This window comes from Microbacterium sp. PRC9 (assembly GCF_031844125.1).
In the GTDB taxonomy this organism is placed as follows: Bacteria; Actinomycetota; Actinomycetes; order Actinomycetales; family Microbacteriaceae; genus Microbacterium.
Window position 1 is genome coordinate 100,460 of the sequence record NZ_JAUZUR010000010.1, and the last position, 14,862, is coordinate 115,321.

7 protein-coding genes are annotated in these 14,862 nt (G+C 66.1%); 6 read left to right on the forward strand and 1 reads right to left on the reverse strand.

Features of this window, described 5'->3' with window-relative positions; all coding sequences use genetic code 11:
• The first annotated feature begins 138 nt into the window (after window positions 1–138).
• From Q9R33_RS19050 to Q9R33_RS19070, 5 genes are all read left to right on the forward strand, one after another.
• On the forward strand, window positions 139–2,916 hold the full coding sequence (locus Q9R33_RS19050) for a family 78 glycoside hydrolase catalytic domain (RefSeq protein WP_311294758.1): 2,778 nt from the start codon (window positions 139–141) through the stop codon (window positions 2,914–2,916).
• Window positions 2,917–2,928: 12 nt separating this feature from the next.
• Window positions 2,929–4,674, forward strand: a complete 1,746-nt coding sequence (locus Q9R33_RS19055) for a DUF5605 domain-containing protein (RefSeq protein ID WP_311294759.1) — start codon at window positions 2,929–2,931, stop codon at window positions 4,672–4,674.
• Window positions 4,667–6,169 (forward strand): family 43 glycosylhydrolase, encoded by a 1,503-nt coding sequence (locus Q9R33_RS19060; protein ID WP_311294760.1) that lies wholly within the window; start codon window positions 4,667–4,669, stop codon window positions 6,167–6,169. The genes Q9R33_RS19055 and Q9R33_RS19060 overlap by 8 nt, the downstream gene beginning before the upstream one ends.
• A gap of 222 nt (window positions 6,170–6,391) precedes the next feature.
• Entirely contained in the window at window positions 6,392–7,699 is a 1,308-nt protein-coding gene (locus tag Q9R33_RS19065) for an MFS transporter (protein ID WP_311294761.1), read from the forward strand.
• Window positions 7,689–10,133, forward strand: coding sequence for a glycoside hydrolase family 3 N-terminal domain-containing protein (locus Q9R33_RS19070; RefSeq protein ID WP_311294762.1), 2,445 nt, complete (start codon window positions 7,689–7,691; stop codon window positions 10,131–10,133). Before Q9R33_RS19065 ends, Q9R33_RS19070 begins: the two co-directional genes overlap by 11 nt.
• Before the next feature lie 66 nt (window positions 10,134–10,199).
• Here Q9R33_RS19070 and Q9R33_RS19075 read toward each other — a convergent pair whose 3' ends face one another.
• Window positions 10,200–12,638, reverse strand: a complete 2,439-nt coding sequence (locus Q9R33_RS19075; RefSeq protein ID WP_311294763.1) for a glycoside hydrolase family 2 TIM barrel-domain containing protein — start codon at window positions 12,636–12,638, stop codon at window positions 10,200–10,202.
• Between the two features lie 543 nt (window positions 12,639–13,181).
• On the opposite strand from Q9R33_RS19075, the gene Q9R33_RS19080 reads away from it, so the two are divergent.
• Window positions 13,182–14,687 (forward strand): carboxylesterase family protein, encoded by a 1,506-nt coding sequence (locus tag Q9R33_RS19080; RefSeq protein ID WP_311294764.1) that lies wholly within the window; start codon window positions 13,182–13,184, stop codon window positions 14,685–14,687.
• The last annotated feature ends 175 nt before the right edge of the window (window positions 14,688–14,862 follow it).

Genomic DNA, 14,862 nt, shown 5'->3' on the forward strand with positions numbered 1-14,862 from the left:
AATAGCCTCGCACGAAGAGTAGCGGCAATGCAGAAGCCCGCGCCTTCGATGTTGCGCAATAAGGGGCGAGCTCGTTGTCGAGGCATCCTGGGCCCGCCTAGGCTCGCGTGTCGAAGCCTCGCTTCGAAGGAGATTCTCATGGCTGAGCTCGCGGCACCATCCGCGCCCCGATTCGAGCACCGCACCGACCGGGGCCCGGTAAGAGGGGTCACCACAGCCTCTCCGCGCCTGAGCTGGTCGGTTGCCAGCGCCCCCGAGGGCTATGTACAGACGGCATACGAGGTCGAGATCGCCCGCGGCGGGGCCACCAGTCGCTGGGTGGTCGAGTCATCCGAGCAGATTCTGGTCGCGTGGCCAGACGCCCCACTCGCCTCCCGTGACGTAGCCGTCGTGCGCGTGCGCGTACGTGGAACCGGGTGGAGCCCGTGGAGCGAGCCGGGCATCGTTGAGATGGGGCTACTTGCGCCGGAGGATTGGAGTGCCCGATTCATCAGCCCTGTCGGGATCGGCGGGCTCCGGCAAGCGGCACCCGAGGTTCGAGGCACGCTGCAGATAGATGCACGGGTGGTCAACGCTCGCCTGTATGCAACGGCGCACGGCATCTATACGGCCCGAATCAACGGTGTAGCGGTCGACGACACAGTCTTCGCCCCGGGTTGGACCGCCTATGAGAGTCGATTGCGCACGCGGGTCTACGACGTGACCGAGCTTGTCCTTTCGGGGGAGAACACGCTCGACGTCACGCTCGGGAACGGCTGGTGGCGAGGGCGGTTCGGCTTCCTCGGTGAGCGCGCGCTCTACGGAGACCGCCTCGCAGCGCTCGCTCAGCTCGAGGTGACGACCGCGGACGGTGCCGTTCACGTTCTGGGAACCGACGAGACGTGGCGGGCGCGTTCGACCGGCATCCTTTCCGACGATATCTACGACGGACAGACCACCGATCTGCGTTTCTCCGCGGATACGCCGTTCGATCGACCCGTCGAAACGGTCGAGGCGGATCTCGGGATCCTGATCGGTGAAGACGGCCCGCCGATGCGTGTCACCGAGGTCGTCCCTGCGGTGTCGGTCTCGACATCGCCGAGCGGTCGCACCATCGTCGACTTCGGACAGAACCTGGTCGGCTGGGTGCGGCTGGTTGCCCGTGGTGGGCGCGCCGGCGATGAGGTCGTGATCCGCCACGCCGAGGTGCTCGAGAGCGGTGAGCTCGCGATCGAGCCGCTGCGAAGCGCCAGGGCCACCGACACGTACTTCCTCAGCGGTGCGCGCGCCGAGAACTTGGCTCCGTCATTCACGTTCCACGGCTTCCGCTATATGGACGTGACGGGACTCGCCGAGCTCCGCGTCGAAGACGTCGAGGCAGTCGTGATCGGAAGCGACCTGGAACGGATCGGATGGTTCAGCTCGTCCCACGGGATGCTCGATCAGTTCCATCAGAACGTCGTCTGGGGTATGCGCGGCAACTTCGTCGACGTACCCACCGACTGCCCACAGAGAGACGAACGCCTCGGCTGGACGGGCGACATCCAGATCTTCGCCCCGACCGCGAACTTCCTCTACGACTCGGCCGGTTTACTGACGTCATGGCTGGCCGATCTCGCCGCCGAGCAGGATGAACGCGGGCGTGTGCCGCATGTGATCCCCGACATCCTTCGCACCGAACTCACGTCGAGCCCGGCCGCCGCATGGGGAGACGCAGCGGTCATCGTGCCCTGGACGCTGTGGGAACGCACCGGCGACCGGGGAATCCTCGAACGCCAGCTGCCGAGCATGAAGGCCTGGGTGGACTGCCTCAGGATCGAGGCGAGCGACGACCTCGTCTGGCGTGGCGGATCGCAGTACGGAGATTGGCTCGACCCGACGGCCCCAGAGGACGACCCATCCCGGGCCAAAGCCGATCCGGACGTCATCGCGACCGCTCACTTCGCACGTTCGGCACAGATCGTCGCATGGGCGGCTGACGTCGTGGGCGATTCGTCTCTCGCGGTGGAGTATGCAACACTCGCCGCAAGCGTCCGAGCAGCATTCGTGCGCGAGTTCGTCACCGCTTCCGGTCTCGTCTTCTCGGACGCGCAGACCGTCTACGCGCTCTCGCTCCATTGGGGCCTGATCGAAGATCCCGCCCTGCGCGCGCGGGCCGCGGCTCGGCTGGCAGATCTGGTCCGATCTTCCGGATTCCGGATTGCAACAGGGTTCGTCGGAACCCCCATCGTCTGCGACGCGCTCACCGACAACGGCTACGCCGACATCGCGCACCGCCTCTTGCTGCAGACCCAGGTCCCGTCGTGGCTCTATCCCGTGACGATGGGGGCGACCACGATCTGGGAGCGCTGGGACAGCATGCTGCCAGACAGCACCGTCAACGGCAGTGGCATGACATCGTTCAATCACTACGCGCTCGGCAGCGTGATCGACTGGCTGCACCGTCGTGTCGCCGGACTCGCCGCCTCCAGCGCCGGATATCGGACCATCGCTGTGCGCCCAGTGCCGCCCAAGGGGCTCACCCGCGCTGCGGCCAGCCACCGCACCCCGTACGGCATCGCCAGCGTCGCATGGTCCCGCGAAGGCGGCGAGTGGATGCTGGAGGTCGAGGTTCCCGTCGGCGTCACCGCCGAGGTCCAGTTGCCCTGGGGCGGGTCGGCATCCGTCGGTCACGGCCTCCACGAGTGGCGGGTCGTGGAGCCGACAGCCGAGCGCACCGCGCCCAAGACCATTCGCGACATCGTCGATGACGAGACGCGCTGGCTGAGGCTCGTGGAGGTGTCGTCCCGGATGGGCGTCATCGATTCCGACGCTCGGATAGCGCGCCTCCTCGAGCCGATGTACGACCACCCGGCCGCTGAGCTGGGCGAGGCGGTGTGGACACGCATATGGCCGTCCGCAACGGCGAAGGCCGCCATCGCGAAGATTTCAGATTGACAGGAAGCAAGCATGCCGACATTCCACGCCCGTTCAAACATCGCCGACGTCGTCTCGCAGGATGACGCACGAGAGGTGGTCAGAGGATTTCTCCCGGAGGTGCTCGCCTCCCCGCTCGCAACCGCCGACGCCTCATTCCCGCTCGCGGCGATGCTCGAGTTGATCGCGCCGGGCGATCCGCGCAACGAACAGCTTCTCGATGCGCTCAGCAAGATCGAGGACCGCGCCCCACGCCTGCCGATCGGTGAGCCGATCGTGCCGCCTGCCGACTACGAGGCCGACACTGTCCAGCGCGGAAGTGCGCCGGTCGTGGTGCCGGATAGCGCCCAGGTGCGCCGTATGGCAGAGATCGAGATCACCGGTCCGAGACACGGCAATCCCTTCGTCGACGTCGATCTCACGGCGATCTTCTCCTTGGAAGATCAGGAACTCCGCGTCGGCGGATTCTACGATGGCGACGGTCGGTACCTGGTCCGTTTCCTGCCGCCGAGGGCGGGCAGATGGTCGTTCCTGACGACGTCGAACGCGCGATCACTCGACGGAATCGGCGGGCTCGTCGACATCGCCGATGGCGACGCCCACGGCGCGGTCCACGCTGACGGGATGCATTTCTCGTACGACGACGGGACGCCCTTCGTTCCGCTGGGCACTACGGCATACGCCTGGACGCACCAGGATCGGGAGCTTCAGGAAGCGACGCTCGCCGCGCTCGGGAAGACCTCGTTCAACAAGCTCCGCATGGGCTTGTTCCCGAAGCACTTCCTCTACAACGAGAACGAGCCTGAGCGCTTCGTCTTTCCGCGCGATGCAAACGGTTTCGACACGACTCGCTTCGACCTCGAATTCTTCCGAAGCCTCGAGGAGCGGATCGTGCAGCTCGACGAACTCGGCATCCAGGCGGACCTGATCTTGTTTCACCCCTACGACAACTGGGGCTTCGCGAAGATGGGCGCCGTCGCCGATGACCGATATGTCGCCTACGTCGCGCGCCGCCTCGCCGCCTACCCCAACGTCTGGTGGTCGCTCGCGAACGAGTACGACCTCCTCCTCACGAAGGATGACGCGGACTGGGATCGCATCGCCGGAGTCGTGCGTGAGAACGACCCGTACAACCATCCTCTGTCGATCCATAACTGGGTCGCGATCTGGGACTACTCGTCGCCCTGGGCGTCCCACGCGAGCATCCAGTTCGGAGAGCTCCTCGGCTCAAAGGTTCGCGAGTGGCGCCGCGCCTGGAACAAGCCCGTTGTCATCGACGAGTGCGGCTACGAGGGCAACATCGACCAGGGGTGGGGATTCCTCTCGGGCGAAGAGGAGACGCACCGCATGTGGTCGATCGCCATGGGGGGCGGATACGGCACCCACGGCGAGACCTATTACGACGCCGGTGACACGATCTTCTGGGCGAAGGGCGGGTCGCTGCGTGGGGAGAGCCCCGCGAGAATCGCATTCCTGGGATCGATAATCGCCGCGTCGCCAACCGGGCGCCTCGACCCACTGCCATCGGACTTCGATGCAGCGTACGCCGGTGTGGCCGGCGAGTACGTGCTCATCTACTTCGGAGCAGGTCAGCCGGCGTTCCGCACCGTGACCGTCCCCGACGGTGTACGCGCTCACATCGACGTCATCGATGCGTGGAACATGACCGTCGAGCGGGTTCCCGGCGTACACGAGGGCAAGGTTCGCGTGGACCTCCCGGGGCGTCCCTACACGGCGATCAGGATCGTGGCCGACTCGGCAGTGAGCACCGATGGCTGATCTCGCGACAGCCCCGCGGGCCATCAGCGCCGCGATCCAGCCGGTCGTCCCCGGCTTCCACCCCGATCCGACCATCTGCAGGGTGGGGGACGACTACTACCTCGCACACTCGAGCTTCGAATACTTCCCGGGCGCCCCCATCTTCCATAGCCGAGACCTGGTCCGCTGGACCCAGATCGGAAACATCCTCGACCGACGCTCGCAGTTCCGCGCCGGCACATCAGGACCGTCCACTGGCATCTACGGCTCGACGCTGCGGCATCACGACGGCCGTTTCTGGTTCGCCACGACGAACGTCAGTGACTTCACTGCGGGTCAGGTGATCGTCTGCGCGACTGACCCGGCCGGGCCGTGGTCCGAGCCGGTATTCGTCCCAGAGGCGATCGGCATCGATCCCGACCTCTGCTGGGACGACGACGGGACGTGCTACCTCACCTGGCACGTGCTCGACTTCACTGTCGGAGGCCAGGGCATCCGGCAGGCGCCCATCGACCTGGAGTCGGGTCGTCTGCTCGAGCCCGGTTACCCCGTGTGGCAGGGCAGTGGGCTGCCGACCGCCGAGGGGCCGCATCTCTACAAGATCGGCGACCTCTGGTACCTCATGCTCGCCGAAGGCGGCACCGAGCGGGGCCACTGCGTCACCATCGCTCGCGGGAGTAGTCCGCGAGGCCCGTTCGAATCGTGCCCACAAAATCCGGTGTTCACGCATCGCAGTTCCCCGCATCCGGTTCAGAACGTCGGACACGCCGACTTGATCCAGTCGCCCCTCGGCGAGTGGGCCGCTGTCTACCTGGGCGTACGCCCGCGCGGGTCGACTCCCGGGTTCCACGTCCTGGGCCGAGAGACCTTCGTTGCCGGCATCGACTGGGTCGACGGCTGGCCGGTCTTCGTCGAGGGCGCCTTCGAGGTACCGCCTGATGACGAGGGGTTCGTCGACGAGTTCTCGACCGGGATCCTCGACCCTCGCTGGGTCGCTCCCGACAACGAGCCGGCCGCCGTGACCGAACATGTCGCTGACGGCGGTCTCCGATTCGTCTCTTGGGGTGAGGCGACCGACGTCGTGTGCGCTCGCGTGAAGGACTTCATGTGGGAAGCCGAGGCGGAGGTCGAGACATCCGGCGCCATCGGGCTACGGCTCGACGATCGTCACTGGTGCGCCGTCATCTTCGAGGAAGAGCAGGCTCGCGCGTCGGTGCAGATCGGCGACATCGGTCAGCAGCTCGGAGTGGTCGAACTCGGGACCAAGACGGCGACTCTGCGCATCGCGACTACACCACCTCAGACGGCCCCCGTGCCCTTCGGCTATGCGGGTCCCGATGACGTCGTCCTGTCGGTGGCGACAGACGACGGCACGAGTATCGAGATCGCTCGCCTGGACGGTCGCTACTTCTCGACCGAGGTCGCCGCTGGGTTCACCGGACGCATGCTGGCGCTCGGGGCGCCGTCTCCCGCGGGAATCGTGCGTCGCGTGACGTATCGACCGCTCACGGACTAGCTGCGTTCAAGGCGGCGGACGTGAGATGGCGAGGTCCTCGCCAGGTGGCGCAGCCGCTGAGACGAGCCGATCGTCGTCGACGAAGGCGGGGGCCCATTGCGCAAATGGCGCGATGGGGTTTGCTCGCGGACCGCGCTGCTCCATATCCTGAGGGTTCCCCACCGTTCGCGGCGTTGGCGCCCGGCACCCCGGCAATGCGCAAGGGTATGAGAAAGCGCACCCATGTCGCGAGACATCCGTGCATCGCGGCCGCAATCAGTCTTCCGCCTTCGTCACATCCCCCGCAGCCGGAGGCACAGCGACGGCGACTCGCCGTTCCCTCGAGTCGGCCTCTTGGCGCTGGCGGCGGCGATCTTCGTATCGATGTCGACCGAGTTCCTCCCCGGCGGGCTACTCCCCGACATCGCCGAAGCGTTCGACCGCCCGGTGACAGATGCGGGCCAGTTGGTCACCGTGTTCGCGGCGGCGGTCATCGTCACCACCACCCCTCTCGCGATCCTGACCCGACGGGCGCCACGCAAGCCGCTCGCGCTGATCGCGCTCACCGGGATCGCGGCCGCGACCGGCTTCGCGGCGCTCTCGCCGACGTTCGAGCTGCTCCTCGCCGCGCGCGTGGCGGGCGGCATCGCGCACGGGCTGTTCTGGTCGGTCGCAGCCGCCTATGCTGCCGATCTCGTCCCTTCCTCACAGCTCGGCCGGGCAACAGCGATCACGGCCGCGGGTGGCGCGGTCGCCGGCATTCTCGGCGCCCCGCTCGGCAACGCGCTCTGCCAGCTGTTCGGGTGGCGTGCGGCATTCGGCGTCTTCGCGATCGTGGCGGTCGGTGTCGCGATCCTCGTCGCCACGCTCCTTCCACCTGTGAAGCTGGCGCGCCGTGCGCCGAACTCCGCCGGCTCCCGGCCCGTCTCCTCACAAGCTGGGCTGAGCGGAATCCTCCTCGTGTGCCTGATCATCCTTCTGGTCGTCATAGGTCAGACCACCTACGGAACATACGGGGTGGTCTGGCTCACCGACGTTGCCGGGCTGCCCGAGCCGTCCATCCCTATCTTCATGCTGGTGACGGGGATCGCCGCCTTCGTCGCGGTCTCCCTGATCGGGCGACCCGCCGACCGATGGCCGAACGCGGCGCTCGTCGTCGCCATCGTGATGCTCGCCGCGCTGATGGCGCTATTCCCCCTCATGGCCGAGTGGGGCACTCTTCCGCTGGTTGCGGTCGCACTCGTGCAGTCGATGGGCTTCGCCGTCGCCCCGATCCTGCTCCAGACACGCATGATGCGGATCGCTCCGCACGAACGCCGCTCGACCGCAGCCGCACTCCAGACCACGGCCTTCAACATCGCGATCGGCGGCGGGGCGGTCGTCGGAGGGCTCGTCATCGGCGCGTGGGATCTCGCCGTTCTGCCCTGGGCTGCTGCGCTGCTCTCGGCCGTCGGCATCTCTGTTCTGCTGCTGTCGCTGCCGCGCGCACCCCGGGCGGCGACATCCTCGCCTCCCTCACCCATCGCAAAGGAGGACTTGTATGTCCCCTGAATCAGCTCGCCCGACCGAACCGTCCGCCCGGACGTCAACGGACCCCGAGGCCCCATGGCGTGACGCGGCGCTCGACCCGATGGGGCGGGCAGCGCTCCTGCTCTCCGAACTATCGATCGACGAGAAGATGGCACAGATCACGTGCTACTTTCCCCAGGACATCGCCGAGACCGATGACTTCGTGAATCGGCACCCGCACGGCGTCGGTGTCGTGTCCACACTCGAGACGCGGTCCGCCGAAACGCTTCGCGACGTGATCGAGTTCCAGAACCGGGTGCAGCGGAGTGCGATGTCCCGGTCTGGTCACAGCATCCCGGCGATCTTCCATATGGAGGGTATCTGCGGCGGCTTTCTCCCGGGGGCGACCGGTTTTCCGAGCGGCCTGGCACGGGGTGCCGGCTGGAACCCCGTTCTTGAACGGCGGATCGGTGAGATCGTCGCGCGCCAGGAGCGAGCTGTCGGCGTTACCCACACCTTCGCCCCGGTGCTCGATGTGTCCCGCGATCCCCGCCTCGGGCGGCACGGAGAGAGCTACGGCGAGGACCCGGTATTGGTCAGCGCACTCGGAGTCGCCTACGCGCAGGGGATTCAATCCGGTTCGACAGGTGCGCTGCGCTCCGAGGCTGTCGCCAAACATTTCGTCGGGTCGCACCACGTCGACGGCGGCATTCACGGGACGGATGTGAATGCACCGGTCCGTTTGATCCTGGAGCAGTACGCGAAGCCGTTCCAGGCCGCGATCACCCATGCCGGGCTACGCGGAATCATGCCCGCGTACAACTCCGTAGGTGGGCAGCCCGTGTCGGCTTCGCATTGGCTGCTCACATCGGTCCTGCGCGAGCAGATGGGCTTCGACGGACTCGTGGTGTCGGACTACGGGGCGGTCACAAACCTCCATTCGATGCAACGTGTCGCTTCTTCCAACGCGCTCGCCGGTCTCCTTGCGCTGCGGGCGGGAATGGATGTCGAGCAGCACTGGCCGGCCGGCTTCGGCGCCGAACTTCGCGACCTGTTCGCCACCGGTCGTGCGGATGTGTCTGTGCTGGATCGGGCGGTGCTGAACGTCCTGGCGGCCAAGTTCCGAATGGGCCTGTTCGAGGCCCCGTATGCAGACGCCGCGTCGGATGCTGTCGCCGAGCTGGAAACGGATGCGGATCGGGCGGCCACCTTGCAGTCGGCACGTGAATCGCTGGTTCTTCTGACCAACGACGGTGTGCTTCCCCTGGGGCGACCGCGCCGGATCGTGGTCGTCGGCTGTCACGCCGCGAGCGCTCGCTTCTTCTTCGGAGGGTATACGCACTACTCGATGGCGGAAGCCAAGCTTGCGACTCGCTCCTCGATGGCCGGACTCGTCACCGGTCCGAGCGACGCGGGCATCGTCACCATTCCTGGGACCAAGATCGAAGCATCCGATGGCGAAGAGTATGAGCTGCTCTTGCAGCACCAGAAGCCAGGTGTTCGGAGTCTGCTCGAAGAGGTGCGAATGCGCATGCCGGACACCGAGGTCCTCTGGACGCGCGGCTACCCCATCGCCGGACACGATACATCGGGGCACGCGGAGGCGATCGAGCTCGCTCAGACCGCGGACGTCGTGCTGCTCACGCTGGGCGGAAAGTACGGCATGTCGTCGATCGCCTCGATGGGGGAGGGGATCGATGCCACCGACATCAACCTGCCGGCGTGTCAGGAGGAGCTCATCGACAAGCTGGGCGCACTCGGAGTTCCGCTCGTCGGAGTCCATCTCGATGGTCGTCCGATCTCGAGCGACGCCGCAGATCGGTCGTTGAGCGCGATCATCGAGGCGTGGAGCCCGTCGGAGGCAGGAGCCGAGGCCATCGTCGACATCCTCACCGGGGCAGTAGGGCCCTCCGGTCGGCTGCCGGTCAGCGTGGCGCGCAACGCTGGGCAGGTGCCGGTGCCGTACAACCACAGCAACGGATCGAACTGGCACCAGGGAGGAAGCATCGGGTTCCCGGACTACGTCGACAATCCTCATACCCCCCGGTATCCGTTCGGACACGGGCTCTCGTACACCAAGTTCGACTACTCCGAACTGGGTGTGGAACGAGTCGACGATATCGACGGTGAGGGCTTCCAGGTCTCCTTCACCCTCGCGAATGTCGGGGAGAGGCCGGGCGTCGAAGTCGTCCAGCTCTACGTCCGCGATCTCTACGCCTCGATGACTCGACCTGCGCAAGAGCTCGCGGGGTTCCGGCGAGTGAGCCTGGATCCCGGTGAATCCACGATGGTCACGTTCCGTCTGGCTGCGAGCCAGTTCGCCTTTCTCGACGAGCTGATGCAATGGCGGATCGAGCCCGGCGAGGTCGAGATCCTCGTCGGCGCATCTTCAGCCGATATTCGGCTCCGCACGGACATCGTCGTGCACACGGATGCTGTCATCGATGGACGTGCGCGAGCGTTCTGGGCGAGCTGAGGGGGGAGCGCCCAGGGGTCGCCGGAGAGTGAACCGATCGTGAGTCGACCGCAGCGGGCGGCCGACTCACGTCTCCAGAACGGTGATAGCGGTCCTGACCGTCTCTCCTTCAGCGCCCACCGTGACGATGATCTCTCCCGGCCCGGTGGGCCGCACGATCGCGAGTGCGCGACCATCGAATGTGGTGCAGCTCGTCGCGTCGAAGCGCTCAGCGGTCGCCGGCCGAGCGGTGCCGAGTGCCTGCAGGCGGCCAGGTCCATCTACTCGCACCTCGATCGAGCTGTCGCGCGACGGGTTCGGCACGCCCGCGGGGTCCGCGAACTCGATCGTCACGAAGGCCAGATCGCCGGAGTCGTTCCGGATCTGCTCGCGGTCCGCATGAGCCGTGAGCACGCGACCCTGCGCGGTGGTAAGGGTGCTGCGCTCACTGGCAACCTGGTCGCGGTACGCCACCGCAACCAGGTCGCCCGGGTGGTACTCGATGTCGAACCGAGCAGTGAAGTCGTTGTCCGCGCCTGCGGGCCGTCGCCCCAGTGACTCGCCGTTCAGGATGAGTTCGACCTCATCCGCATCGCAGTACACCTCGATCTCGGCGCGCGAACCGACGGGAACGTCCCATGTCCAGCTCGAGATCGCATCGCTCCAGGCCCATTGCATCTCCAGCCGCCGTCGCCCGTAGTGCTCGGGTCTGAGGACTGCGATGTAGGGGTCTCGGCGGAGGCCGTACACGATCTCGCGGTAGAAGGACTGTGGTCGACGCATCCCGGTGATGTCGATGTCACCGGCCCAGGCCGTGAGCCACGGGAACGCCGGGTCCCCGCCGCCGCGGACCTCGAGATCGTCGGTGTAGTCGGTTCTGCCCAGTCCCACTTCGCCGAGATAGTCCCAACCGGTCCAGGTGAATCCGCCGATCACATGGTCGTGTGCCAAGGTCTCCCGCCAGGACATCGCGGTCACACGAGGGTTGGTCTCCGTCCCCAGCACGACGCGATTCGGGAATCGGGCGGCGTCGGGGGCATAGCGTGCCTCGGCGTAGTTGAGTCCCGCGATGTCGGCGGCCGCGTGCGACTCCGCTGTGCGGACCGTTACGACGTCCGAGACGGTGACGGCATCGAAGAACTCCGTCATCTCGTTCATCACGTCGTTGACGCCGCGGGCAACGGCAGTGTCGAGCCGATCCTTGAGTTCGCCGATGACCTCACCCGCGACTGCCCAGAAGCTGCTGACCGCCGTCGTGATGAAGCGAGTCTCGTCATTCGCACGGATGCGCTCCGCAATCTCGCGCGAGAGGATGCCGCCGGCGCCTGATCCGTACTCGTGGATCTCGTTCCCGATGCTGTAGAGGATGACGCTGGGGTGATTGAAGTCCTTGCGCACCATCGCGTCGATGTCGCGCTCCCACCACTCGGGAAAGTCCAGCGTGTAGTCGAACGGCTGGTTCATCTCGGTCCACGCGTCGAACGCTTCGTCGAACACCAGCATGCCGAGCCGGTCGCACGCGTCGAGCATCGCGGGGCTGATCGGATAGTGCGAACTGCGCACCGCGTTGAATCCGGCTTCCTTCAGAATCTCGATCCGCCGCTCCTCGGCGCGGCGGATCGTGGCCGCCCCCAGCGGCCCGTTGTCGTGATGGATGCACGCGCCGCGGAGCTTGACTGTCTCGTCATTGATGCGAAGCCCACGCCGTGGATCGATCCGAAGCGTCCTCGCACCGAACGACACGACCAGTTCGTGTTCGGTGGCCGGATCTTCCTCGTCGAGCATGCGAGCGGTGAAGGAGTAGAGGTAGGGGTCATCCACTCCCCAGCGATGAGGCTCGTCTACGTACAGCCGACTCCTCACCGTGGTGGCGGCGCCGGGGCGAAGAGTGACCGGGGTCCGATCATCTGCGACGACCGCCCCCGACGCATCGCGAATCTCGACAGCAAGAGTGAGCCGGCGGGTGATGACGTCCTCGTTCGTTACCTGCACAGCCGACTCGACCACAGCGCGTTCGGCGTCGACGTCGGGCGTCGTCACCCGCACGGCATTGTCGATGATGTGGGCGAGCGGCGTGACAACCAGATGCACGTCCCGATAGATGCCGAGCCCCGTGTACCAGCGGGAGTCGCGGTGAGCGCGCGCCTCGACACGGACTGTGTTCACCGTGCCGTAGCGCAGATGGGCATCCACCGGGAGGCGGAACACGCTGTAGCCGTACCGCCACTGCCCGGCGAACTCATCGTTCACGTAGACCATCGCATCGCGGTACACGCCATCGAACTGGAGTGCCACCCGCCTCGCCCGCCACTCCGTGGGCACGTAGAACCGCTTCGAGTATTCAACCTCCCCTCCGGGGAAGAATGCCGAGGGTGCGCCGCCCGACGCGTGCTCCGAGCGCGGGAGCGTGATCATCGCGTCGTGCGGGAGCGTGACGTCGGTCGATTCCGATCCGCCCATCAGATTGACGAAGCCGCTGATTTTCGGGCGGACGGTCCAATCATCGTTGAAGGGCGTGACGGTCATGGGGTGGCTCCAGCCTGACAGGACTCTGCTGCCGCCACGCTACCCAGGACGGGCGGCCGCTCACTCACGCTTGCCAAATATTGCGCAAGTCGCTCGGGTGCCAGCTTCTGACCCGCACGGTGGGACAACGACGATCTCAAGCGAGGAATCGCGGCTGTGGCTCACACGAGCGGAGCGCTCGTACACGTCGCCGTCGCCGGCAAGGCGAGATCAGCGCGTTGATCTGACCCGCTCAGTTCGAGTGCCATCACGACGGCGCACCCACGACTGCGCGCGCGTCGCCGTTGATTCGGCAACTGGGCAATGCGGCTCACAGCCTGAAGCGCCAGAACCTGACACCGTCAAAAACAGCTGGCTTGCGACTTCGAAATTAGCTCGGGCTATCGATGGGCGAATCGTTCGCGCGGAGATCCGATCCGATGATCCGGAGAGCATTCACTTCCAGCTTCTAGGGCGCCGGGTCCCCGTTGCGCAATAAGCCTGTCGACGGACCAGGGGTGGCAGCATGGACGTGTTGCCGACGGCACAGAAGTGGGGTGCACGATGACTGACGGAGTGGTGGCACTTCGCCAGGGGCAGATCGGATCAGTGCCTGCCAGACACCCCGGTGTCGAAGTGTTCTTCGACGTCCCTTTCGGAGTGCCTGTCCGGTTTCGTCCGCCGCGAACCGCGCCGACGTGGCACGGGATTCGGCGTCGCGTTCGTCCTGGCCCTGCAGCACCTCAGCCTGTAGTCGAAGGTGTCACGCTCCTCAGCTCCTCCGCCCCGATGGCGGAGGAATCATGTCTCAACGCCTCGATCTGGCGGCCCCGATCGCGAGCTGATGGGTTGCCCGTACTCGTCTTCGTGCACGGCGGGGCAAACCAATATGGGTCCCACGCCGACCCGGTAACGGATGGTTCCCGACTTGCGGCCGAGGGTCTCGTCGTGATCTCGGTCCACTACCGGCTGGGCGCGCTGGGCTTCCTGGCTCTTGATCGCGCCATAGACGCGAGGTTCGCCGAGAGCGGGGCCGTCGCTGTCCATGACATCATCGCCGCGCTGTCGTGGGTCAGGGCCAATGTTGAGCAGTTTGGCGGAGACCCGGGCCAAGTGACTCTCTTCGGGCAGTCCGCGGGTGCGGCGTTGGCCGCTACCGTCGCGGCTTCACCGCTTGCCGACGGTCTCGTTCATCGTGTTGTCATGTCGAGCGGCACCGCGGAGCGTGCGCTCACCGCCGAAGATGCTCATTCCGTGACCGAGTCGTTCCTCAGCGCAGCAGGGGTGAGCAATCCAGAGGACGCTCTCCGTTTGAGTATTGAGCGCATCCTGGTCGCGCAGACGACAGTCACCAGGCAGAGAACCCCTTCGATACCGACGCTGCCAATGCCGTTCCAGCCGGTTCTCGGCACACGCGCAGTCCCGATCCAGCCGCTAGATGCGTGGAGATCACACGCGCTCGCACCGGTCTCGCTGCTCGCCGGGACAAACCTCACCGAAGCGGCGGGAAGCGCAGCCACCCTCACTGAACGTCAGCGAAAGTCTGCGATCGAGGTCTTGGCTGGGCGTGCGTCGCCGCGGGATGTCGAGGCCTATTCAGCGGCAATCGCAGGGTTGCTGGGACGCGCTGCCACTGAGCTCGATGTGCTGGATCACCTACTCACTGACGTGCGCTATCGGCGTCCGACTGATCGGCTTCTTCAGGCGCGAGCTCCCTCACCCAACACATACGGATACGTCTTCGTCGGCGGCGCGCGAGCAGGAGACCCCTCCGCGTCAGCCCACGCCAGCGAGCTTCCCTATTTCTTCAACAACCTCGACGTCGCGATTACGGACGGCGGGACCCTCCCCGATGGAGCGCACACGCTGGCCGAGCACATGTCGAGCGCTCTCGTCGGATTCGTCCGATCAGGCGCGCCACTGGCCGGGAACGTGGATTGGGAGAGCATCGGATCGGAATTTCCCTGGCTCCGCGTGCTCAGCGTTCCGGGTGCGGACCGGGATCCCCTTCACGATGGAGACCTGTGGCGCAACCTGCGACAAGCGTGGTCAACAACGGGCGCCCGGTGACACGCTCAGCGGCATCCCAGCCGACAGGGATTCATCACTACGGCAGTCAGGCCGGTTCTGGGCGGTGCGCGGGGCGCTGCGGCCCACCGATCTCGCCGAACGCCGGGAAGCCGGCAGACCCAACGCAACGCGACGAAGATCGTTGAACGACTTCAGGAGCTGGGATCGGTGCTCC